This is a genomic window from Modestobacter marinus (assembly GCF_011758655.1).
Classification (GTDB): domain Bacteria; phylum Actinomycetota; class Actinomycetes; order Mycobacteriales; family Geodermatophilaceae; genus Modestobacter; species Modestobacter marinus.
In genome coordinates this window covers 2272415-2295163 of record NZ_JAAMPA010000001.1, presented here as the reverse complement: position 1 = coordinate 2295163, position 22749 = coordinate 2272415, and the positions used below count along the sequence as shown (strand labels likewise).

Sequence of the window (22749 nt, the reverse complement as noted above, 5' to 3'; positions counted from 1 at the left end):
GCCGCCGCGGGTGCCGTAGCCTGCAGGAGCCCGCGGTGCCCCCGTCCCGGGCAGGCAGGCGTCGACGCCCCGCCGATCGGCGACCGACCCCCAGGAGCTCATGTCCACCGCGCTGTCCGCCCCAGGCACGACACCCGAGGCGGGCGACGGAACAGCGGTGCGGCGGCACTCGCTGCTCACCCTCGGCGTGGTCGTCGGGATGGTCCTGCTGACCCTCGCCGTGGCCTGGTACTGGCGCTGGACCGCGGACGACGGGTTCATCAACTTCCGGGTCGTGCGGAACATCCTGGCCGGCAACGGTCCGGTGTTCAACGCCGGGCAGCGGGTCGAGGTGGGCACCAGTCCGCTGTGGGTGGGCCTCCTGGCCCTCGGCACCTTCCTGCTGCCCCTCGACGTCGCCTGGGTCGCGGTCACCCTCGGTGCGCTGGGTTCGGCACTCGGTGTGGGGCTCGCCTGTGTCGGGGCCGTCCGACTGCACAGCGACGGTGCGACGCGACCGAACCGGCTGTTCCTGCCCGCCGGTGCCCTCGTCTTCCTGGCCGTCCCCGCCACCTGGGCCTTCCTCACCTCGGGGCTGGAGACGGGTCTGTCCTTCGCCTGGCTCGGCGCCGTCTGGTTCGGCACCGTGCGCGTGGCGACCGCAGCCGCGCCGTCCCGGCCGCTGTGGCTCCTCGTGGTGCTCGGCCTGGGCCCGCTGGTCCGGCCGGACCTCGCCCTGGTGTCCGGGATCCTGGGCCTGTGGTTGCTGGTCGCCGTCCGCTCCACCTGGCTGCGGCGGGTGCGCGACGTCGCTGTGGCTGCGGCGCTCCCGGTTGCCTACCAGGTCTTCCGCATGGGCTGGTACGGGCTGCTGGTGCCCAACACCGCGGTGGCCAAGGAGTCGAGCCGCCAACTGTGGAGCCGCGGATGGGACTACCTGACCGACTTCGCTGTCCCCTACGCCCTCTACGTGCCCGCCGCACTGGGTGCCGTGCTGGTGGCCCTGACCCTGTGGCGACTGCGCCCCGCGCCCCGCGCGCTGAGTCTGGTGGCCGTGACCGTCCTCGCCGGGGCGCTGCAGGCTCTCTTCGTCGTCCGGGTGGGCGGGGACTTCATGCACGGCCGGCTGCTGCTGCCCTCGCTGTTCCAGCTGCTGTGCCCCATCGCGATGGTCCCGGTCGCGCTGCCCCGTCTCTCCGCGCGGGCATGGGAACGCTGGACGGCGGCCGCGGCGCTGACCGCGCTCGCCGTGTGGGCGGCCGTGAGCGTCGCCACGCTGCGCATCGACTACCAGGGCAGGGTGGGCCCGCAGGGCATCTCCGACGAGCGGGGCTTCTACGTCGCAGACGCCTCGAGTAAGCGGCCGGTGGTGCTCAGCGACCACGGACTCGGTCGGGTCGTCGCCTGGGGTGAGCAGGTCGGGGAGTCGGCCGACCGCGGCGACGACCTGGTCTTCGCCCAGAACAGCTTCAGCGGCAGCCCGCCCGACACCCGGCTCGTGCCGCTCGGGGAGGCGTCGGACGACACGTTCCTGCTCGTCTTCCAGGCGGGTTATCTGGGGTACGCGGTTCCCGACGACGCAGTCGTCACCGACTTCTTCGGCCTCGCCGACCCGGTCGGGTCCCACCTGGAGCCCGGCCCACCTGGCCGCGCCGGGCACGAGAAGGTCATGCCCATCACCTGGTTCTGGGCTCGCTGGTCCGACGGCTCCCCCGACCGGCAGTCGCCCGACCCGGCGCTGGGCGTGGTCACCCCCGAGGGACTCGACGCGGCACGGACGGCTCTGGGCTGCGGCGAGCTCGCCGAGCTCATCAAGGCGACGGACGGGCCCATGAGCTGGGACCGGTTCTGGCACAACGTGACCGGCGCGGTGGACCGCACGGTCCTCCGCATCCCCCTCGATCCGGTCGAGGCACGCGAACGCTTCTGCTGACGGCTCAGATCGAGCGGTACTGGGTGGGGGCCATCCGGGGGCCCCGCTTGGGCGGCATGCTGCCGCCGACCTCGAGCAGCCGGACGACGCGCTGCCGGTGCCCGCGCCAGGGCTCGAGCAACTCGAGCATCCCGGCGTCATCGGTCTTCCGGCCGGCCAGCGACCAGCCGACCAGGTTCTTCAGGTGGTAGTCCCCCACGCTGACCGAGTCCGGGCAGCCGACGGCCCGCTGGGCGACCTCCGCGGCCGTCCACACCCCGATGCCGGGCACCGACTGCAGCCGCCGGCGCAGGTCGGCGCAGTCGTCGTGGACGCTGGCCTCCAGCCGGGACGCGACCGAGGCGACCGCCCGCAGTGACCGGCGGCGGGCGCCGTCCAGGCCGCAGCCGTGCCACTGCCAGTCGGTGACCGCCAGCACCCGCTCGGCCGAGGGCACCACCCGCATCCCCGCCGGCGCCGGGCCGGGCGCCGGCTCACCGGCCAGCCGGAGCAGCTCGCGGAAGGTGCGGTGCGCCTCGAGGCCGGTCACCTTCTGCTCGAGGACGGCGGGCAGGAGCGCGTCCCAGACCCGCCCCGTGCTGCCCAGCCGCAGCCACGGCGCCCCGCGGTGCAGCCGGGCGACGAGCGGGTGCGGGGCCGGGTCGAAGTCCTCCGGCCGGTCGTCGGCACCCAGCCAGCGGGGCACACGCCGGCCCGCCCATGACGCCCCCGGCCCCCACGCCTGCACGCGGATCGCCGACGGCCCGCCGGTCAGCCGCACGGTGGCCGGGCCGTCGGGGGTGGTCGTCGTCCGCCAGACGCCGTCCTCGGCGTAGCGCAGCGTCGGGTCGCCGGTGCCCCGGCGGTCCCGGGACAGCGTCCGGCGCACGTCCAGCGGCCAGTCCGGCGTCCAGACCTGGTCGTGGGCCGGCGCGTCGACCACCGACAGCGGCTCCCCCACTGCGTTCCCCCCGGTGCGCGTCGCCGTCAGCGGGGAGCCATCCGCAGCGCGCCGTCCATCCGGACGACCTCACCGTTCAGGTAGCCGTGCCGCACGATGTCCAGCGCCAGCTCGGCGAAGTCCTCGGGCCGGCCCAGCCGCTTGGGGAACGGGATGCCGGCGGCGAGCGCGGTGCGGGCCTCCTCGGGCAACGAGGCGAGCAGCGGGGTGTCGACCAGCCCCGGGGCGATGGTGCAGACCCGCACGCCGACGGAGGACAGGTCGCGCGCCGCCGGCAGGGTCAGCCCGACGATCCCGCCCTTGGAGGCGGCGTAGGCGATTTGGCCGATCTGGCCGTCGTACGCGGCGATCGAGGCGGTGTTGACGACGACGCCCCGCTCGCCGTCCTCGTCGGGCTCGGTGCGGGCCATAGCGGCGGCGGCCAGCCGCAGCACGTTGAAGGTGCCGATCAGGTTGACCGTCACGGTGCGGCTGAACGGGGCCAGGTCGTGCGGAGAACCGTCGCGGCCGAGCACCCGCTGCGCCCAGCCGATGCCGGCGCAGTTGACCGCGATTCGCAGCGGGCGGTCCTTGCCCGTCGCGTCCTCGATCGCCGCCTGCACCGACGCCTCGTCGGTGACGTCGGTGCGCACGAAGGTCGTGTGGCCCCCCAGCTCGGCAACCAGCTCCTGCCCCCGGTCCTCCTGCAGGTCCAGGACGGTGACCGCCACACCGGCGGCGGTCAGCGCACGGGTGGTGGCCGCACCGAGGCCGGAGGCACCGCCGGTGACGACAGCGGCGACGTCGAGGTTCTTCATGCGCCCGAGGTTAGCCAGCCGGCCGGCGTGCGCCGAGGGGTCACCCGAACCGGGAGCCGAAGCGCTCCTGGGCCGCACCGAGCAGCGCCTTGACCCGCTCGGCGTCGGAGACCGGGCAGACCATGGTCACGTCCGCCGTGTGCACCACCACGCTGTCGCGCACCCCGACCAGCGCGACGAGGTGCTCCGGGTCTTCACTGAGCACCACGTTCCCCGAGCTGTCCAGCAGCACGGTCAGCCCGCGGGTGGCGTTGCCCGCGTCGTCGGCGGTCAACGTGTTGGCCAGCGCCGGCCACGAGCCGACGTCCAGCCAGTCCACGTCCAGGTCGACCACGGCCACCCGGCCCGGCTCCGCGGCCGCCGGCTCCAGGACGGCGTAGTCGACGCTGATCTTGGGGAGGGTCGGGAAGACCTCGGCGAGCACGGCGTCCCGCTCCTGGCCGGCCGGCGCGGCGACGATGCGCCCGAGGCCGGCCGCCGACTCCGGGAGGTGGTCGGCGAGCGCGTCGAGCACGGTCTGCGCACGCCAGACGAACATCCCCGAGTTCCAGACGTACTCACCACTGGCCAGGTACTGCTCGGCGGTGGCCAGGTCCGGCTTCTCCCGGAACGAGGCGGCCTCACTGGCGCCGTCGACCTCGGTCGGCGCGCCCTTCTGCACGTAGCCGAAGCCGGTGGCCGGCGACGTCGGGGTGACCCCCAGCGTCACCAGCGCCCGCGGCCGGACGGCGAGGAGGTCGTAGGCGGTGCGCAGGGCGTCGGCGAACCGCTCGACCGGGCGGATCACGTGGTCGGCGCTGACCACGGCCAGCTCGGCGTCGGGGTCGACGTCGGCGACGAGCGCGGCGGCCAGACCGACGGCGTTCGCGGTGTCCCGGGCGACCGGCTCCAGCACCAGCCGGTCGGCGCGGAGCTCGGGCAGTGCAGCCCGCACCTGGTCGCCGTACCGGGCCGCGGTGCACACCCAGATCTGCTCCGTGGGGAGCACGGCCTGCAGCCGGCTGAACGCCTCGGCCAGCAGGCTGTGCGCGGAGCCGTCCTCGGCGGCCACCACGTCCAGCAGTTGCTTGGGGCGCTCGGCCCGGGACAGCGGCCAGAGCCGGGTCCCCGACCCGCCCGCCATGATCACCGCGTGTCGCATGGTCGTCCGTCCTTCGTCCTGGTGGTGACTGAGGTCAGCGGGCGCGCCGTCGGAGGCGGCTGCGCTGAGCCGGCAGTTCGTCGGCCATCTGCTGCGGCTGGGCGCCTGCGCCCACCCGGCTGCTGACGTAGGAGACCAGCATCCGGCCGCCCAGGCCGGCCCGCAGTGCCGCCCGCAGAGGGGCGTGCCGATGCCCCGGGTAGTCCGCCGACAGGTACCGCAGCGCGCTCGTGTGGTGCACCCGTTGCATCCGGTGGGCCGAGCGCCTGGTGGCGTGGCCGCCCTCGTGCGTCACCACGGCGGTGGGCACGTAGACGTTCAGCCAGCCGCGCCGGCCGAGCCGGCGGGCGAGGTCGACGTCCTCGAAGTACATGAAGTAACCCGGGTCGAAGCCACCGACCGAGGCGAAGGCACCCAGGTCCGCCAGGAAGCAGCTGCCGGAGAGCCAGCCCGCCGGGCGCTCGATGATCTCCTCGTGCTCCCGGCGGTACCGGGCCGTCCAGGGGTTCGCTGGCCAGACCCAGCCCAGCAGGGCGTGCCCGATGCCGGTGGACAGCGCGGGGAGGTCCCGGGCCGAGGGGTAGATGGCCCCCTCCGGCGTGCGGATCGCCGGGCCGAGGGTCGCCGCACGGGGCCACCGGGCCGCCGCGGCCAGCAGCTCGTCGACGGACCCTGGCTCGAAGCGGACGTCGGGGTTGGCGATCAACGCGTACCCGGTGGGCAGGTCGGCCAGCCCGGCGTTGGCCGCCGCCCCGTAGCCGACGTTGCCGCCGGTCCGCAGCAGCCGGACCTCCGGGCGCTCACGGGCCGTCCGCTCGGGCACGCCGTCGGTGGACCCGTTGTCGGCCAGCACCACCTCGTACCGGCGGGTGGTCGCCTCGGCCAGTGAGTCCAGGAAGGCGGCAAGCGTCTCCCCGGGTGAGTAGGTGACGACGACAACCCTCAGCAGGTCGCCGTCCGGCCCCGCAACGACGGTCACGCGACCGCTCCGGCGTAGCTGGCGAGGTGCCCCCGGGCCGCGGCAGCCCACGTGAAGGTGGCGGCCCGGGCGACGGCCGCCTCTGCCAGCCGTACCCGTTCCGCAGGGTCGTCCAACAGTGCACGGATGCCTCGCTCGATGTCCGTCACCTCCGGCTCGCAGTAGGCCACGGCCTCGCCGCCCACCTCGGGCAGTGCGAGCCGACGGGTGGTGAGCACCGCGGCCCCGCAGGCCATCGCCTCGAGCACCGGCAGGCCGAAGCCCTCGGCACTGCTGGGGTAGGCGACCAGCTCGGCGCCGCCGAGCAGGCCCGCCAGGTGCTCCAGCGGCACGTACCCCGAGCGCACCAGGCGCAGGTCTGCGGGCACCTCGGCCACGGCCCGGTCGACCTCGTCGTCCCAGCCCCGACCGCCCGCGAGCACCAGGGTCGGCGGCTGCGACCGCGATGCGCAGACCCTCACCCAGGCGCGGACCAGCGCGGGCACGTTCTTGCGCGGTTCCAGCGTCCCGAGGAAGGCCAGGTACGGCCCGTCGCCGATCCCGGCCGCCGAGCGTGCGGCGGCCACCTGGTCCGGGATGGGGCGGGCGAACCGGAGCAGGTCGACACCGTGGTGGACCACGTCGACCCGGTCGGGGCGGGCACCGGCCACCCGGACCAGCTCGTCCCGGGTGGCGGCAGACGGGGTCACGGTGCGCCGGGCCCGGCGCAGGCTGATCCGGGTCCAGGCGCGGAAGAAGCGGGCCTTCAGCGCCAGGTGCACGCCGGGGTCGGTGAAGAACGTCGCGTCGTGCAGCGTCACCACGACGGGCAACCGAGTGGCCAGCGGCATCGTGTAGTGCGGGCAGTGCACGACATCGGCGCCCGCGGCGCGGGCCTCAGTCGGAAGCCGCAGCTGCTCCCACACCAACCGTCCCGGCACGGAAGCCGCCCAGCCCGGGGCGGAGCGCACCCGGTCGGCACCGACCAGTCGGGCGTAGTGCGCGGTGTCCCGCTGCTGGCAGACGACACGGACGTCGCCGCCTTCGGCGACCAGCTCAGGCAGCAGCTCGTCGACGTAGCGCCCGACTCCCCCGCGGTCGGCGGGGACGGCCGTGGCGTCCACCAGGACGCGCGGCGGGACCTCGGGCAAGCGGGCTCTTCCTCCGGCTGACGGCGCGACGGGTCACCGGCGAACGACGCCAGGACCCGATGAGCCTAGCCCTCGGAGATCACCCGGCCCCGACCGGTGGACGGAGCCACCAGCCCCCGGTAGAGCTCCCACAGCCGGTCGGCTGCGCTGGTCCAGCTGAACTCGCCCGCACGGGTGGCGCCACGCGCCAGGAGATCGGCGCGCAGAACCGCGTCGTCCACCACCGAGGACAACGCCGACGCCAGCGCCGACGCGTCGCCGACCGGCGTCACCACCGTCGCCCCGCCGCCGACCTCCACGAGCGCCGGCGCGTCGGAGGTGACGACCGGGACGCCGGCGGCCATCCCCTCGAGCACCGGCAGACCGAAGCCCTCGGCGCGGCTGGGCACCACCAACGCTGCCGCACCGTCCAGCAGGGCGGCGAGGTCGGCATCCGGCACCCGTCCGAGCGCCCGGACCCGACCGGCCGGCAGACCGGCGTCCGCGGCGAGCCCGGCGAGGTCGACCCCTCCCCAGCCGGCCTGCCCGGTCACCACCAGCGGCAGGTCCGGCGCCCCGGGCGCGGCCAGAGCGCGCACCAGGACGTCCAGGCCCTTTCGCGGTTCGAGCGTCGCGGTGGTCAGCACGTAACCGCCCGCCCCGACACCGAGCGCGGAACGCCGGGCGGACGCGTCGGTCGGCCGCGCCAGCCGGCCCGACACTCCCTCCCCCACGACCACCAGCGGACAGCGGACGTCCAGGTGCCGGGCCAGCTCGGTGGCGACGGCCCGAGTGGGCACGACCAGCGCGGCCGCCCGCTCGGCCGCCCGCTCGGCCATGTGCCGATGCCAGCGCACTCCCCGGGGGGTCAACGTCTCGGGATGGGTCCAGGGCACCGCGTCGTGCACCGTGACCACCACCGGGCCCCGTCCGCCGAGCGGGGCCAGCAGGGTCGGGGCGTGGACCAGGTCGACACCCCGGAGCCCCGGCCAGGAGCCCCGCTCCCACGCCACCGTCAACGGTCGCCTCGGCAGTGGCAGCCGACGCCGTCCTCGCAGCCCGGTGACCACGGCCTCGGCGGTGCGCCGGTGCCACGCCGTCCAACCGCGCACCCCGTCCTGTGGCCCAGCGGTCGCGGCGAGCGCCTGCGCGACCTCGGCCGCGTACCGACCGGTGCCTCCGGGAACGGGCGCCAGCAACTGCTCGAGGACCACTCCGACCTGCACGGCCCCGACCCTAGGCGGAGGAGGTGGGAGAGGATGCCCGCGTGCGGATAGGACTGGACGCGACCCCCCTCCTGGGCCCACGTACGGGCATCGGCCGGTACACCGCCGAGCTGCTCCGCGCACTGGCCGCTCGCGACGGTGCTGCCCACGGCCTCCCCGACGAACTGGTCGCCACGGCGTTCACCCTGCGCGGCGCCGCAGACCTCCAGCAGGTCGTGCCTCCCGGCGTCGAGGTGCGCAGCCGGCGGGTGCCCGCGCGGCTGCTGCGGGCCCTGTGGAGTCGCGTCGAGCTTCCCCGGGTGACCTGGACGACCGGTCGCCTGGACCTCTTCCACGCGACGAACTTCGTCCTGCCGCCGATGGGGAGGACCACGGGGGTGGTCACCGTGCACGACCTGTCGTTCCTGCGGGTCCGCGAGGCGGTGGACGCCGCCTCCCTCGCCTACCGGGAGCTCGTCCCCCGCAGCATCCGGCGGGCCTCGCTCGTGCTCACGCCGAGTGACGCGGTGGCCGAGGAGGTCGTCGACGAGTACCGGCTCGACCCGGCACGGGTGATCACCACGCCACTCGGCGTCTCACCGGGCTGGCTGACCGCCGGACCACCGACCGCCGAGTGGCTCGCGGCACGGGGGCTGCCGACCGACTACGTCGTGGCGGTCGGGACGCTGGAACCCCGCAAGGGCCTCCAGACCCTCGTCGACGCGTTCCGCCGGCTCGTCCAGGAAGACCCAGCTGCGCCGGACCTCGTGCTGGTCGGCCCGCCCGGCTGGGGTGCCGAGCTCGAGCTGGACCGGCTGCCGGCCGGGCGGGTTCACCTGACCGGTTTCCTCGGCGACGACGCGCTGCACCAGGTCGTCGCCGGCAGCCGGGGGCTCGCGTTCCCCTCCCGCTACGAGGGCTTCGGGCTGCCGCCGTTGGAGGCACTCGCCTGCGGTCGGCCGGTGGTGGTCAGCGACCTCCCGGTCATGCGGGAGGTGCTCGCCGACCACGCCGCCTATGTGCCGGTCGGGGAGGTGGAGGCCCTCGTGGAGGCCCTGCGTGCCCTGCCGGCGGAACCGGACGCCGAGGCGGCGGCCCGCCGCCGCACGCACGCCGCGCGGTACACATGGGAAGCTTGTGCGTCCCGTACGACACAGGCGTACCAGCTCGCTCAGCGACACGCCGACCCGGCCTGAGTCACCAGCCGGTTCTGAGACCATCGGGTCTCGTGCACGGACCGGAGGTACCTCAGACATGGCCGATCGACCGGTGACGACCCCGCGGGTCACCGAGCCCGACCCCCTGGTCGATGCAGCCCCGCACACGGAGGCAGGCGTCGCGACGGACGCCGTCGCCACCCGGCGTGGACGGCTGGAGTTCCTGGATGCGCTGCGGGGCATCGCCGCGCTCACCGTGGCCGTCCAGCACATCGGCGAAGCCCACTGGGTCGAGGTCCTCGGGTGGTCACACCACTGGTTCCGGGCCGGCGAGTTCGGGGTTCTGGTGTTCTTCCTGTGCAGCGGTTTCATCATCCCGGCCTCCATGGAGCGCCGGAACGACCTCACCGAGTTCTGGATCGGCCGGTTCTTCCGGCTGTGGCCCCTGTACGTGCTGGTGATGTCGCTCATCCTGCTGGCGTACGGCCTGAGCGATCGGCTCGCGCCGCCGGCCGGCTACCGGGTCGTCGGCGACTCGCTGCTCAACCTGAGCATGCTGCAGGTCTTCAGCTCCCGTCCCCTCGTCATCGGCGCCTCCTGGACGCTCGGGTACGAGCTGGTCTTCTACCTGCTCGTCTCCGTCCTGTTCGTGATCGGCCTGCACCGCCGTTCGGCGACCACGGCCACCGTGCTGCTCGTGGCCGCACTGGGGCTGGGTGGCGTGGGCACGCTGTTGGCGCTGCAACTGCGACCGGACCAGTGGTGGGCGCTGCCCGCCGCCGGCTTCGCCCTGCTGCTGGCCGGGCTCGCCCGCGTGGGTCGCAACCGCGGCCAGCTCGCCGCCCTGGTGATGGGTGCCGTGGTCGTGCTGGCACTGTCCAACCGTCCGCACCCGATGTACTTCGTGCTGCTCCTTCTGGGCTCGATGTTCGTCGGCACCGTCCTGTACCGCTGGACCACCGGGCAGACCTCCGGGCGCACCGCGGTCGGCGTCTACGCCCTCGGGCTGGTCTCCACCATTCTGACCCTGCGCGCCTGGCACATCGGCTACACCGAACCGATCAGCGGCGCAACGCCGCAGTGGTGGACCGAGGTGCTCACCTTCCTGGCCGCATACCTCCTCTTCGGCGCGGCGCTGCTCACTCGGCAGCGGTCCTGGCCGCGCGTGCTGACGTACCTGGGCACGATCAGCTACTCCGTCTACCTGCTGCACGCGCTCGTGCTGATCGCCTTCCCCGCCGTCCCCGGTGGGCCGTGGGCCGGCTTCGCCGCGATGCTGGCGGCCACGCTGCTCGGGTCGGTGGTCACCTACCACCTGGTGGAGAAGCCCGCGATCGCGATGGGCCGCCGGGTCACCACCGCCCGGCGCCGCCGGGTCGACGGGGGCACCGACAGCACGCCGGGCGGCGGACAGCACCCCCCTTCGCGGCAGCCTGCCGCCGCGATGGGGAGCTGACCGCGCGAGCCCAGGACCGGCCCCGCCCCGACCCCCGGTCCCGACGTTTCGGGGACGGGAGGTGGGCCTCGTGGTCAGGAGCTGGCTCGGTCAGTCGCCGGGCGACCGGCCGGCGACAGGCGGCGGCCCCTGCTCCGCCCGGGCGCGATTGCTCTCCAGCGCCAGCACGGTCGCCGACTGGAGTTCGTTGATCTGGTGGAGCAGCGGGTCGATCTGCCAGGCGTTCGCCCGGCGGAGCAGCCGCTTCACCAGTCGGACCGGGCGCAACCGGTGGTTGGTGTCCGGCGGTCCGAGCCGCCCGAGACGGCGCAACGGCGCAGAGTTCAGCGCCACCACCGGGTCCAGCACGGCGGCGGACCGGCGTGCTCCGGGGGCAGTGGGACGCCGGGACGCCCGGGCCCGCACCCGCTCCTGGACCGCGGCGTGCAGGTCGTCGGCCGTTGCTGCCGCGGACCAGCCCATCGTGGGCGTCAGCTCCTGGACGGGCAGTCGCTCGACCATCGCCCGGCGCAGCTCGTCGTCGTCCTCGACCAGCCGGACGTCGGTCTGCGCGGCGGCCTGCTCGGTGAGGCCGCCCACCCGGGTGGCGATCACCGGGACGCCGAACAGACCGGCGCGCTCGAGCACGCCCGAGGACCAGATGTTGCGGTACGGGAGGACCACCGCGTCCGCGGCGACGATCCACCGGTCGAAGAGCTCGTCACTGACGTAGCCGCTGTGCAGGGTGGCGCCGTCGACCGTGGCGCAGAGGTCGGCGAGATCGGCCTCGTACCGGAGCATGTCCGGGTCGTCGACCCGCACGGAGCCCACCACGTCCAGCCGGGCCCCCCGGGAGGCAAGGCCGTCGAATGCCTCGACCGCCCGGTCGAAGCCCTTCGACGGCTGGACGAAGCCGATGGCCAGGAAGACGAAGACGTCCTCGGGGACGTCCAGGGAGGCGCGCGCGGACGTGCGGTCGAGGTGTGTGTGCCGGGTGAAGTCGGCCCCGTGCGCCACGAGGCTCACCCGACTCGGGGAGACGCCGAAGTCACGGATGAAGGCATCCCGCTCGGACAGGGTGTGCACCTTCACCTCGTCGACCAGTGCCCACAGCCGGCGGGCGGCCAGACCGTCGGGGCGCAGCGGGTTCCCGTGGCGACCGTCGATCTCGTGCACGACGACCTCCAGCCGGGCGGCCAGGGCGAACGGGACGGCCAGCGCCAGACTCTCCCGCAACCGTGAGGCGGCGCTCGCCGGGTCGGGGTAGAAGAAGTCGGGATGGAACTGGACGATCACCCGGTCGAAGTCGCGGACCCGCTTGGCCAGCGCCAGGGCGCCGCGCGGCCCGACGAGGTCGAGGTGGTGGTGCGCTGCTGAAGGACCGGGCGAGAGGACCTCGACGTGGTGTCCCTGCCGCCGCAACGCGCGCACCGTCTGCAGGGCGTACGCGGCGATGCCGTCCCTGACAGGCGGGTACGGCGACACCACGAGGATGCGCTCGGGCGTCCCACCGGCCAGCGCGCTCACGCCGTCGTCCATGTCGTCAGCCCCTCCTCGACACCGTCCAGGACCCGGTCCCAGGTGTAGTTGGACAGCACGTAGTCGCGTCCCCCGGCCGCCAGCTGACGGGCCAGGTCGGGGGCGTCGGCGACGAAGGACAGGCACTCGGCGAACTCCGACTCGTCGTCGTAGACCAGCCCGGCTCCGGACCGTTCACAGTGCCACCGCACCACGTCACTGCCGCCGTTGGCGATGACGGGGGTGCCCGCCAGCCATGCCTCCATGACCGTGCGCGAGAAGGCCTCGTACCGGCTGGGCTGCAGATACGCCTCGGCGGCAGCGAAGGCGTTGTCGCGCTCGGCATCCGGGAGGAAACCGAGGTCGAAGACCCGGTCCGCGACGGATGCGGGCGGATTCACCTCACCGGACCCGAACGTCACCAGGGCCAGCGGCAGACCACGGGTCTCCACGGCGCGCGCGTAGGCGGCGAGCATGTCCTCCCAGCCCTTGGCACCCTCGCGGCGGCCGGCGTAGAGGACGAACCGCTCGGGCAGCCCGTATCGCTGGCGGAAGCCGGCGGGGTCGTAGGACTCGGGCACCTCCACGCCGCAGCCCACCACCGAGTGCGGGGCCAGTCGCCGCGTCACCCGATGCGCCAGGGCGTGCTCGGGCTCGGTCTGGAGGAACAGGCCCGCGATGCCGGACAACACCGGGTCGAACAGGTCGAGGTGGGCGGCCGGCTCGTCGTGCAGGCACGTCCACAGCATGCTCTTCTCGGGGAGCAGCTGGCTGCAGGCGTAGGCCGGCCAGAACACGTACGGCCCGTAGATCAGACCCCGGTAGTCCTCGGCGCGGTCGAGCAGGTGGTGGTACAGCTCTGGGGATCGCATGCCGGAGTTGATCCATCGCTGCTGCTGCAGGAGGGACAACGGCTGACCGGTCGCGACGGCGACGTCGAGTGCACCACGCTCGGGGGTGTCGTCGAAGACCGCCGGGAAGCGACGGACGTTCAGCCCCTGCTCCACCGACTCCCCGGCCGGGAGGACGTTGTCCCACCGGAAGTGGTCCAGGGCGGTCGTCGTCAGGATCTCGACGTCCCACCCGCGGGCCTGGAGACGCTTGGCCATCTCGGCCAGCACGATCTCCGCACCGCCCACCATGCCCTCGCCGAACCGCGCCGGGACCAGGCCGATACGCCCCGTCCGGTCGACTGACGTGACCGAGCTGATGTCGCTCACCCGTCCTCTCGTGTCCTGTCCTGCTCGGGTCATGCCTCGCTGGCCACGGACTCGGGGACGACGAGCGACGCCGACACGTCGCGCCCCGCGACCCGGTACTCCGGGTCCAGGTGCACGGTCCCGTCCTCGACCACGTTGGTGACCACGCGGAACGTCGCCAGCCGGTTCACCCGGTGGAACACCGTGCGGTTGCCGGTGTCGGCGATGGCGATGCTGCACTGGTAGACGCTCTCGGTGAGCGGCACGTTCGGGAAGCGCACGACGACCTGGTGCCGACCGGCGGGCAGGTCGGGCAGCTCGACCCCCAGCTTGTCGCTGTTGGCTCCCCAGACCACCTGGCCGCCGGTGTCCTCAACCGCGACACCGACGATCCAGTCGCTCAGTGGGCGGGCGGTCTCCACTTGGAAGGAGAGCGACAGCCCGCCTCCCGTGGGGATGGTGCGCACCGGCCGTCCGTCGGGCCCGGCGACGGAGACGTCGGAGATGGTGACCCGGCGGTCCCCGAGCTCCAGCACGTCCTCGTCCTCGCCGCTGGTCTCCTCGGCCTCCTGGTTGAGGTCCCGGAAGGCGCGGACCGCCTGCGTGGGGGTGCCGTCCAGGAGCATCTGGCCGTGGTCGAGCAGCACCGCCCGGTCGCACAACTGCCGCACCTGGTCCAGGCCGTGGCTGACGAACACGATCGTGCGGCCCTCACGCTGGAACCGGCGGATCCGGTCCAGGCACTTGCGCTGGAACGGCTCGTCGCCGACCGAGAGCACCTCGTCGACCAGCAGGATCTCCGGGTCGACGTGGACGGCGACGGCGAAGGCCAACCGGACGTACATGCCGCTGGAGTAGAACTTCACCTGGGTGTCGATGAACTCCTCGATGCCGGAGAAGTCCACGATCTCCTCGAAGTACTCGTCGGTCTGCCGACGCGACAGACCGAGGATCGAGGCGTTCAGGTAGACGTTCTCCCGGCCGGTCAGGTCACCGTGGAAGCCGGCGCCGAGCTCCAGGAGGGCGGCCAGCCGGCCACGGCGCTCCACGTAGCCGCTGGTCGGCGTGAGGATGCCGCCGATCACCTTCAGCAGCGTGCTCTTCCCCGAGCCGTTGTGACCGATCAGCCCGGTGGTGCTGCCCGAGGTGAAGGTCAGGTCGATGTCTCGCAGCGCCCAGAAGGACTCGGCGTGCTCCTTGGACCGCCGGGCGTTGACCAGCCGCTCCTTGAGCGACTTGTCCTTGCGGAGGGCGAACTGCTTCGACACGTCGTGCACGCGGATGACGTCGGTCACGGTCAGAGCTCCTGCGCGAAGTTGCCCTGCGACCTGGCGAAGATGCGCTGGGCGAACCAGACGAAGGCCATGCCGACGACGATCAGCACGCCGAGCCGCAGGTACAGGTTGCCGTCGTAGTAGAAGGCCTGCCCCTTCTCCGTCATGCCGCCCGGCCACAGCGCACGCTGGAACGCCAGCACGATGTTGGCCATCGGGTTCGCAAGGTACAGATGGAAGAGGGCGGTCAGCGAGTTGTCCTCGGTCAGCGTCGTCTGCACCTTGGTCCAGTCGTAGACGATCGGCGTCATCCAGAACCACAGCAGCAGCCCGACCTCGACGAGGTAGGTGATGTCGCGCAGGAAGACGTTGCCGGCCGCCAGGAGCAGGCCGAGGCCGGTGGCGAAGAGCACCAGGGCCGTGAGCGCGAGGGGCACGAGCAGCAGGTTGGACGGCGAGGGCCAGGTCCAGGTGAACAGGTAGGCCGCGATGAGGATGACGGCCTGCAGCAGGAAGTTGACGACCCCGGCGCCCACGACGGCCAGCGGGAACAGCTCGCGCGGGAAGTAGACCTTCTTCACCAGTCCCGCGTTGCCGACGATCGAACCGGTGCAGCCACCCACGATGTCGGTGAACAGCGTCCAGGCGAGCAAGCCGGTGAAGAGGTAGATGCCGAACTGTGGGATCACCCGGCCCGATCCCAGGAAGACGCCGATCGCCACGCTGTAGACCAGGAGGTAGAGCAGCGGGCGGAGGAGGGTCCAGAAGAACCCCAGCAGGCTGTCCTTGTACTTGACCTTCAGCTCTTTGCGGACCAACTGGCCCAGCAGTTCCCGGTACTGCCAGATCTCGACGGCGGTCGGCCCGAAGCCACGCCAGAACGGTGTCGCCTGGTTGACCTTCTCCATCGGCTGGTCCTCGAGGGACGGCCTGTCCCCGGCGAGGTGCCGCGCGGCCGGGACACCTCCCGGGACGTCGGCCTGCAACACGTGATCGGTCCCGGGCATGCAGCGATCGTACGGTCGACGTGGACGCGCAGCGGTTCCGGCGTCCAGTTCGGCGCGCCCGGCGGCCACCCCGTCACGACTGCACCACCCGCCCCGGCCGACGGCGGGGTCGGCCCGCACCCGATAGGGTCGCCGGGTATTGGCCGGTGGGGACGGGTGTCCCCGGAGGGAAGGCGTCCAGCTGGACATCGTCGTCTGCGGGGCTCAGATGCCCTTCGTCCGCGGCGGGGCCGAGCAGCACCAGGAGAACCTGGTCCAGGCGCTGACCGAGGCGGGGCACCGGGTCGACCTCGTGCGTCTGCCGGTCGCCTGGGAGAAGGGCCGGCTCTTCGACTCGCCTCTGGCCTGGCGGATGGTCCCCATCGACGCGGACATGGTCATCGCGACCAACTTCCCGTCCTATTTCGTGCAGCACCCCAACAAGGTGGTGTGGCTGCTGCACCAGCACCGCGGCGCCTACGACGGCTTCGCCGCCGGGGCCTCCTGGTCCGACTTCGCCCTCGACGACGTCAGCCTCGAGGAGCAGCGGCTGATGACCGAGTGGGACGTCGTGGCGCTCGGCGAGGCCCGGCGGGTGTTCAGCAACTCCGGCGTGGTCAGCGATCGCCTCGCCCGGTTCAACGGGTTGCCGAGCACACCGCTGGCCCATCCGCCTCCGCTGCACGACCGCCTGCACCCCGGCACCTCGGGCGACTACGTCCTGTCGGTGCAGCGACAGGAGGCCAACAAGCGGCCCGAGCTGCTGGTCGATGCCATGACAGAGGCGCCCCCGGGGATCCGGGCCGTCATGGCCGGCCGGGGTGAGCTGCTCGACTCGTTGCGCGACCGGGTCACCCAGCGCGGCCTGCAGGACCGCGTGGCGCTGCCCGGCTTCGTCTCCGACGAGGAGCTGATCGACCTCTACGCCCACGCACTCGCGGTGGTGTACGTGCCGGAGGACGAGGACTACGGCTACGCGACGCTCCAGGCCTTCTACGCCGGCAAGCCGGTGATCTGCGCCGCTGACTCCGGCGGCGTCCTGGACTGGGTCGAGGACGGGGTCACCGGGCTGGTGACCGACGGGACGCCCAGCGGTGTCGCCGCCGCGGTCCGGCGGCTGGCGGAGGATCGCCCGCTGGCCGAGCGTCTCGGCGCCGCCGGGCGCGAGCGCGTCGCGCACCTGTCCTGGAGCGATGTCGTGACGAGGCTGACCACGTCGTGAACGGGTTGCCCCGGCTGGCGGTGCACGTCGGGCGCCAGGTGCCGGACCTGCTGCTCGACGTCCTCACCGCCGCGACACCCTGGTGCGTCCCGGTCGCCGTGAGCTCCCACGAGACCCCACCCGACGGCGTGGTGGCGCAGCTGTACTGCAGCGAGGTGCTCCCCCGGCGTCCGGCCCCGCCGTTCGCGGTGTGGCGGTCCGGCACGGAGACCGTCCCGGCCGGACCCAGCCTGGTGCTGGCGGCTGCCGGCGCCGCGGTGGTGGGCGACCTGGTCGTCAGCCCGACGCCGGTACCGGCCGACGCCCGGCCCGTGCTCCCGTACACGCGATCCCGATACCGGGAGCTGCGTGGCCTGCCCACCCGGATGATCGCCGTCGCCGAGGGCGATGAGCTGACCTGGGACAGCGGAGACGACCTGCCGCGCCCCGCGGCGGCCGGGAGCTGGCCCACCTTGGCCGCCCTGGCCGCCGCCGTCGTCGTCACCGGCGAGCACCTCTGGAGCGCCCTGACCTGGGCTGCCCCCGTGGTCACCGACTCGCAGTCGGCGCGGCACTGGGGTCTGACCGACGGCACCGAGGTGCTCGTCGCGGACGACCCCGCCGCCCGTCGTGCGCTCGCCGGGGCCCTCGCCCTCGACCAGGCGCGCGCGGCCGGGCTGGCCGCCGCGGGCTGGACGGCGGCTCAGCAGCGCGTCCCCGCCCGGGTCGCCGAGCGTCTGACCAGTGCCCTGGGGCTCACCCGGCGGCACGACCTCGTTCCCGCAGCCGGGCTCACCACAGCCCTCGACCGACTGGGCACGCCGCGGTCGGCGTTCATCCGGCGCCGGGCCCGTGCGGCCGCCGCTCCCCTCCCCGGCGCGGTCACCCACGGCTGGCTCCCCACCGAGAGGACTCTCGATGCCCCCGTCTGACCCGGTCAGCCCCGAGGCCGTCGACCGGCTGCTGGCGGCGCCCCCCGAGGACGCCGCGGAGCAGTCACCGGCGGCTCCGCAGGAACGCCCGTCGCTCCGCGGACGCGCGGTCGCGCGTGCCCGCCGCACGGCACGAGCGGCCGCTGCGCGACGACTCGGGGCCGTCTACCAGCGTGCCGCAGAGCCGGTGAACCGCCGGCTCGAGCTGATGGTGCGCGACGCGGTGGACGGCGACCCAGCGGTCGAGCAGGTCCGCGAGCTCGCCAGCCGCGGGAGCCTGGACGAGGATCGGCTGCGCCACCGCGACGAGGCCGAGCGCGTGACCCGGGTCAACCTCGAGCTGCTCAAGGGCGAGGTCCGGCACGTGCAGGAGCTCCTCGACGAGCTAGGCATGGCCTTCGCACCCGCGACCGGCCTCGCCGGCGCCGGGGCCCGCTTCGCCGAGCTCCGCGAGGCCGTGCACGGTCTCGAGCGCCGGATGCGCAGCAGCGCCGGTCCGACCGACCCCGGGAGGTCGACCGGTCCGGCGGCACCGTCCACGGCCGACGCCCCCGAGGGCGCCGCTGCTGGGTCGCTGCCGGACCGGTCGGACCAGCTCGAGTCCACCCTCTTCGACTACGTCGGCTTCGAGCGCCGCTTCCGAGGCGACCCCGAGGAGATCCTCACCACGCTGGTCGACCGCTACGGCGACCTGCTCCGCGACCACCAGCCGGTGGTCGACATCGGCTGTGGCCGCGGCGAGCTGCTGGGCCGACTGTCCGAGCAGGACGTCGCGGTGATCGGGATCGAGCCCGATCCCGGGATGGCGGTCGAGGCACGTGAGCGTGGCATCGAGGTGCACGAGGAGCTGGCCGGTCCCTGGTTGCGGTCGGTGCCGGACCACTCGCTGGGTTCGATCATCACCACGCACGTCCTGGAGCACCTGCAGCTCGACGACCTCATCGAGGTGCTCGAGCTCGCCGTGACCAAGCTGCGACCGGGCGGGGTGTTCATCAGCGAGACGCCCAACCCCGCCTCGCTGATCGTGCTGGGCAACTCCTACCTCCTCGACCCGACGCACGTTCGCCCGCTGCACCCCAGCCTGCTGGCCTTCCTCTGCGAGACGGCCGGCTTCCGCGACGTCCGGCTGCAGTTCTTCTCCCCCGCCACCGGCTACCACCTCCCGCGGGTCGACCTCTCCGGGCACCGAGAAGCCCCGGACTGGGCGGTGGAGCTGGCCGGGTCCGTCGACCAGGGGTTCTCCCGACTGAACGAGGTGCTGTTCGGTCCGCAGGACTACGCGGTCGTCGCCACCACTCCTCCGGCGGCGGACTGACCCCTCCGGCCCTCCGGCGGCACACTGGCTCCTCCGGCGCGTCGGAGCCTCCCCCGCCGGCGCGGCTCCGGCGTCCCCCGTGCGCTGCGCGGAACGGTTCTCCGGGGCTAGCCTGGGCGTGCCCCAGCTGGCCGACCGACGCCGTGCGTCGAGGGCCCGCGACGGCACGAGGGTGGTCATGGCGGAGTGGCCAGTGCCCGTGTCTGCACCCCGTACCGCTGGACCAGGTCGTGCGGCAGGCCGTCGGCGTCCCGACGCGCGACTGATCACCCGCCCCGAGGGGGCAGCCGACGAGGGAGTTCCGTGGCCAGCACCGTCCGTATGCCGCACCAGACCGACGCGGCGCTCGCTCCTCCCCCCAGGAGGGTGCGCGGAGTGCTGCCGCTGGCGCTGCTGCTCCTCCTCGCACCCTTCGTCGTGGTGGCCGTGCGGATCGCGCTGCGGGACGGGGCGTTCGAGTTCGCCGGCGACCAGGCGGTGATCGGTCTGGCCGTCCGCGAAGCATCCGCGCTGGCGCAGGAACTGGGCCCGTACTCCCGCTACGGGTGGTCGCACCCGGGCCCGAGCTGGTACTACGCCCTGGCCCCCGGGGCTGCCCTCTTCGGGCGAGACGACGCCGCGCTGGTCGCCGCTGGGCTGCTGGTGCACGGACTCATCGCCGCCGTCCTCGTCGCCGTGGTGCACAGATCCGGCCGCCCGGTGCTGACGCTGGTCACCGCGCTGGTGGTCGCCCTGACCATGCTCCGGCTGCCTGCCACTTTCCTCCTGGACGTCTGGAACCCGTTCGCACTGCTGCTGAGCACCGCACTGCTGCTGGTGCTCGCCTCCCGAGCCCGGGACGGGCGGTGGACGACCCTCCTCCTCCTGCTGATCACGGGCAGCCACCTGGTCCAGACCCACGTGGGCACCGCAGTGCTGGTCAGCTGCGTCGGCCTCGCCGGACTCGTCGCCACCGCACTCGGGCGCCGGGACGCCCGGGTCGCTACCGCCGAGCAGGACCAGCCCGGGGCCCGGGGCCTGCGCCGGTGGTCGACCCCGCTCCTGGGGCTGCTGCTCGCGGCGATGTGGCTCCCCCCGGTGGTCCAGCAGCTCACCGCACCGGCGGGCGAGGGGAACCTCCGACGGCTGTTCTCCTTCTTCGTGCTCGACCGGCAGGAGAGCGTGCACCCCACGGTCGAGCAGGCGGTGATCGCCGTAGGCCGGCTGCTCGCCGTACCGGTCCAGGGCTGGGGGCCGGGGCCCTGGGAGATGGACGTGAGCACGCTCCCCGCCTCGGTGGCGCTCGTGTTCGCCGGCCAGGTGTTCGCGGCCCTCGCGCTGGTGGTGGTCGGCCGACGCTGGTCGTCGCAGACCGCAGCCTGGACCGGCATTGCCGTCCTCGTCGCCCTGGCGGCCGCGGTCGTCTCCGGGACCACCGTGACCGGCACCCTCTACTGGTACCTGCTCGTCTGGGTCTGCGTCCTCCCCGGCGTCACGGCGATCGGGTACGCGCAGCTGTTCCTGGACCGGCGTGACCGGACGGGGGTCACGGGCACGGTCCGGAGGATGGACAGCACACCGGTCCTCGCCGCACTGGCGGTGGCCCTGGCGGTCGTCGTGACCGGCCTCGGGCTCTCCTGGAGCCGGGGTCTGGAGCTGCTCCCCGACTCCGGTGGTGTGCGCGCTGCTGCGGCGCTCGTCGAGGACGCCCTGGGGAGCCGGGAGCCCGGCACGGTCTACGTCGACATCCACTCCGACGACCGGTGGCCGATCGGCGCAGGCCTCATCGAGGACCTCGCGGCCGACGGCTGGCACGTGCGGGTCAGCAGCACCTCGGCCGACCTGTACGGCAGAGACCGCGTCGGCACCGGGGAGGAACCCGTCCGGCTGACCCTCATCGCCCCGGACGACACCGAGCTGCCCACCGTGGCCACGGCAGGGGGCCGAGACCTCGGCACCGTCGAGACCGAGAACGGGCCCCTCACCGTCTTCCTGGAGGAGACCCCGTGACCGAGCGGAGCACCGTGGCCGACGACACCAGCCGGGGTGCGCTGTCCGCTCCGGCCGGCCCGGACCGCGCCGACCGCATGTCGCCCGGGTCATGGCGGCACACCCCCCGGGGACGGACCCCGCTGGTGGCTGGGCTGGTCGTGGCACTGTCCGGGATCGGCCTGCTGGTCAACGGCACCGTCCTGGCCTTCCGTGGCCTGCTGGTGGACGACGAGGGTTGGTACCTGCAGGCAGCCCGGGCGGTCGCGCAGGGCCAGCTGCCCTACCGCGACTTCGCCTTCACCCAAGGCCCGTTGTCCCCGTACGTCTTCGCCCCCGGCCAGGCGCTGTCCGGCGGCAGCCTGCTCGCCGGCCGGCTCACCGCGCTGGTCCTCGTCCTCCTGTTGTTCGCGGTGGCAGTGGGCTCGGTCTGGCGGGCCGTCGGGCCGCCGGCAGCTGCGGCCGTGGGGATCCTGCTGGCCGCCGACACCGGCACCACGTGGGCGCTGAGCATGGCCAAGACATACGGCATCGCCGCGCTGTGCCTGGTGGCCATGTCGGCCTGCTTGCTGGATGCCCGGCACCGTGACCGGTCGATGGCCGGGGCGACACTGCTCGCCGGCCTCGCGGCCTTGGACCGCTTCTCCGCCGTGACGACCTGGGTCGTGGTCGGCCTGGGCTGCCTGTTCCTCGCCCGGTCGACCCGCGGACGGGTCCTGGTCGCACTGGCCGGGCTGGTGCCGGTGGTCGGCTACGGCGGCCTCTACCTGCTCGCGCCGACGGAGACCCGTTTCGGACTCTGGGGCTACCACCAGCTGACCGTCGAGTCCGGTGGCCTGCGCGCCCGGGTCGAGGAGCTGTTCGTCACCCGACTGCCGGACGTGGTGGCCACGTACACGATCCCGCTGGTCCTCGCCTGTGTCGCCGTGGCAGCCGCCGTGTCCACCGCCGACACGCGGTCGATGCTCCGCAGACGCCCCGGGTTGGTCGTCGCTGCGGCCGGTACTGCGGCCTTCATGGCGGGGAACTTCGCCGCCGGCGAGTGGCACAGCGACTACCTGCTCCCTGCGGTACCCGCGACGATGATGCTGTCGGTCGTCGCGGTCGGCCTGGCCTCGGCCAGCGCCGCACCGGCCCCCCCGTCCCCGACACTGCCGGTCGCTGCCGTGCTGGTCGGCGCGATGCTCGTCCTGCTCCCCGGCTGGGGCATCGGTGTCGACACCTTCCCCAGCGAGCGCACGGCACTGCAGCGGGCGAGCGACCTCGCCGCTCCACTGGAGGCCGTGACCGGACCTGACGACACCGTGCTGGCCCTGCACGGCGCAGCCGTGGCGGTCGAGGCCGGGCGGGAGACCGTCGAGGGCGACTCGCTGGGCCAGTTCAGCTACGTCGACACCCCCACCGAGAACGCCCGTCGCCTCGACGTGCTCAACGCCGAGCTGCTGGTCGCCCTGGTCCGGGACGCCGAGCCCGCAGCCGTGCTGCTGTCCGACTGGGACCGCGAGCTGCTCGATCGGCGTGGGACCGTCAGCACCGAGCCCGGCGACGCCGGCCCCTTCCTCGCGGCTCTGGAGGCGAACTACGTCGAGGTCGCCGTCCAGAGCGGGTTCAGTCAGACGGGCAGCGAGCTCAGCCTCTACGTCCGCCGGTGAGCGAACGGCCGGCCCCGTCCCGCCCGCCC

The 22749-nt window shown here is 73.5% G+C and carries 18 protein-coding genes; 8 read left to right on the top strand and 10 right to left on the bottom strand.

Annotated features, from left to right (window positions below; translation table 11 throughout):
- The first annotated feature begins 100 nt into the window (after positions 1-100).
- A complete protein-coding gene (locus FB380_RS10895; RefSeq protein ID WP_166755065.1) occupies positions 101-1912 on the top strand; it encodes an arabinofuranosyltransferase AftB family protein in 1812 nt (603 codons plus the stop codon).
- 4 nt (positions 1913-1916) lie between these two features.
- Here the strand turns inward: FB380_RS10895 and FB380_RS10890 are convergent, their stop codons facing one another.
- The 6 genes from FB380_RS10890 to FB380_RS10865 form a co-directional block, all read right to left on the bottom strand.
- A complete protein-coding gene (locus FB380_RS10890; protein ID WP_229682123.1) occupies positions 1917-2852 on the bottom strand; it encodes a DNA-3-methyladenine glycosylase family protein in 936 nt (311 codons plus the stop codon).
- A 26-nt stretch (positions 2853-2878) separates the two neighbouring features.
- Positions 2879-3649, bottom strand: coding sequence for an SDR family NAD(P)-dependent oxidoreductase (locus FB380_RS10885; RefSeq protein ID WP_166755064.1), 771 nt, complete (start codon positions 3647-3649; stop codon positions 2879-2881).
- A gap of 40 nt (positions 3650-3689) precedes the next feature.
- The gene (locus FB380_RS10880) at positions 3690-4790 is read right to left on the bottom strand and encodes a mannose-1-phosphate guanylyltransferase (protein ID WP_166755063.1); all 1101 of its coding nucleotides are present in this window, start codon (positions 4788-4790) and stop codon (positions 3690-3692) included.
- Between the two features lie 34 nt (positions 4791-4824).
- A complete protein-coding gene (locus FB380_RS10875) occupies positions 4825-5769 on the bottom strand; it encodes a glycosyltransferase family 2 protein (RefSeq protein WP_166755062.1) in 945 nt (314 codons plus the stop codon).
- On the bottom strand, positions 5766-6899 hold the full coding sequence (locus tag FB380_RS10870; RefSeq protein WP_229682124.1) for a glycosyltransferase family 4 protein: 1134 nt from the start codon (positions 6897-6899) through the stop codon (positions 5766-5768). Before FB380_RS10870 ends, FB380_RS10875 begins: the two co-directional genes overlap by 4 nt.
- Before the next feature lie 65 nt (positions 6900-6964).
- Positions 6965-8104, bottom strand: a complete 1140-nt coding sequence (locus tag FB380_RS10865) for a glycosyltransferase family 4 protein (protein WP_166755061.1) — start codon at positions 8102-8104, stop codon at positions 6965-6967.
- A gap of 41 nt (positions 8105-8145) precedes the next feature.
- Here FB380_RS10865 and FB380_RS10860 point away from each other — a divergent pair, with 41 nt between their 5' ends.
- Both FB380_RS10860 and FB380_RS10855 read left to right on the top strand, forming a co-directional pair.
- A complete protein-coding gene (locus FB380_RS10860) occupies positions 8146-9279 on the top strand; it encodes a glycosyltransferase family 4 protein (protein ID WP_166755060.1) in 1134 nt (377 codons plus the stop codon).
- Between the two features lie 58 nt (positions 9280-9337).
- Positions 9338-10696, top strand: a complete 1359-nt coding sequence (locus FB380_RS10855; RefSeq protein ID WP_166755059.1) for an acyltransferase family protein — start codon at positions 9338-9340, stop codon at positions 10694-10696.
- 90 nt (positions 10697-10786) lie between these two features.
- Here the strand turns inward: FB380_RS10855 and FB380_RS10850 are convergent, their stop codons facing one another.
- The 4 genes from FB380_RS10850 to FB380_RS10835 are packed head-to-tail and all read right to left on the bottom strand — an operon-like array spanning position 10787 to position 15673.
- Positions 10787-12214 carry a glycosyltransferase gene (locus tag FB380_RS10850; RefSeq protein ID WP_166755058.1) on the bottom strand — a complete coding sequence of 476 codons (1428 nt, stop codon included), beginning with the start codon at positions 12212-12214 and terminating at the stop codon, positions 10787-10789.
- Positions 12199-13413, bottom strand: coding sequence for a glycosyltransferase family 4 protein (locus tag FB380_RS25980; protein WP_166755057.1), 1215 nt, complete (start codon positions 13411-13413; stop codon positions 12199-12201). Before FB380_RS25980 ends, FB380_RS10850 begins: the two co-directional genes overlap by 16 nt.
- Positions 13414-13442: 29 nt before the next feature.
- Positions 13443-14687 (bottom strand): ABC transporter ATP-binding protein, encoded by a 1245-nt coding sequence (locus tag FB380_RS10840; RefSeq protein WP_229682125.1) that lies wholly within the window; start codon positions 14685-14687, stop codon positions 13443-13445.
- Between the two features lie 2 nt (positions 14688-14689).
- On the bottom strand, positions 14690-15673 hold the full coding sequence (locus FB380_RS10835; RefSeq protein ID WP_166755056.1) for an ABC transporter permease: 984 nt from the start codon (positions 15671-15673) through the stop codon (positions 14690-14692).
- 208 nt (positions 15674-15881) lie between these two features.
- Here FB380_RS10835 and FB380_RS10830 point away from each other — a divergent pair, with 208 nt between their 5' ends.
- The 5 genes from FB380_RS10830 to FB380_RS10810 all read left to right on the top strand — a co-directional run bounded on the left by FB380_RS10830 (position 15882) and on the right by FB380_RS10810 (position 22720).
- On the top strand, positions 15882-16874 hold the full coding sequence (locus tag FB380_RS10830; protein ID WP_208382816.1) for a glycosyltransferase family 4 protein: 993 nt from the start codon (positions 15882-15884) through the stop codon (positions 16872-16874).
- Complete coding sequence (locus tag FB380_RS10825) at positions 16871-17785, top strand: hypothetical protein (RefSeq protein ID WP_166755055.1); 915 nt, start codon at positions 16871-16873, stop codon at positions 17783-17785. The genes FB380_RS10830 and FB380_RS10825 overlap by 4 nt, the downstream gene beginning before the upstream one ends.
- Positions 17772-19100, top strand: a complete 1329-nt coding sequence (locus tag FB380_RS10820) for a class I SAM-dependent methyltransferase (protein WP_166755054.1) — start codon at positions 17772-17774, stop codon at positions 19098-19100. The genes FB380_RS10825 and FB380_RS10820 overlap by 14 nt, the downstream gene beginning before the upstream one ends.
- 366 nt (positions 19101-19466) lie before the next feature.
- Positions 19467-21089: a hypothetical protein gene (locus tag FB380_RS10815; protein WP_166755053.1), complete on the top strand. Its 1623-nt coding sequence runs from the start codon at positions 19467-19469 to the stop codon at positions 21087-21089.
- Positions 21086-22720 carry a hypothetical protein gene (locus FB380_RS10810; RefSeq protein ID WP_166755052.1) on the top strand — a complete coding sequence of 545 codons (1635 nt, stop codon included), beginning with the start codon at positions 21086-21088 and terminating at the stop codon, positions 22718-22720. The genes FB380_RS10815 and FB380_RS10810 overlap by 4 nt, the downstream gene beginning before the upstream one ends.
- The last annotated feature ends 29 nt before the right edge of the window (positions 22721-22749 follow it).

Coding starts and splice junctions, on each gene's coding strand:
- FB380_RS10855 (WP_166755059.1), top strand. CDS start 9,338: ATGGCCGATCGACCGGTGACGACCCCGCGGGTCACCGAGCCCGACCCC.
- FB380_RS10820 (WP_166755054.1), top strand. CDS start 17,772: ATGCCCCCGTCTGACCCGGTCAGCCCCGAGGCCGTCGACCGGCTGCTG.
- FB380_RS10880 (WP_166755063.1), bottom strand. CDS start 4,790: ATGCGACACGCGGTGATCATGGCGGGCGGGTCGGGGACCCGGCTCTGG.
- FB380_RS10895 (WP_166755065.1), top strand. CDS start 101: ATGTCCACCGCGCTGTCCGCCCCAGGCACGACACCCGAGGCGGGCGAC.
- FB380_RS10835 (WP_166755056.1), bottom strand. CDS start 15,673: ATGCCCGGGACCGATCACGTGTTGCAGGCCGACGTCCCGGGAGGTGTC.
- FB380_RS10850 (WP_166755058.1), bottom strand. CDS start 12,214: ATGGACGACGGCGTGAGCGCGCTGGCCGGTGGGACGCCCGAGCGCATC.
- FB380_RS10885 (WP_166755064.1), bottom strand. CDS start 3,649: ATGAAGAACCTCGACGTCGCCGCTGTCGTCACCGGCGGTGCCTCCGGC.
- FB380_RS10830 (WP_208382816.1), top strand. CDS start 15,882: ATGCCCTTCGTCCGCGGCGGGGCCGAGCAGCACCAGGAGAACCTGGTC.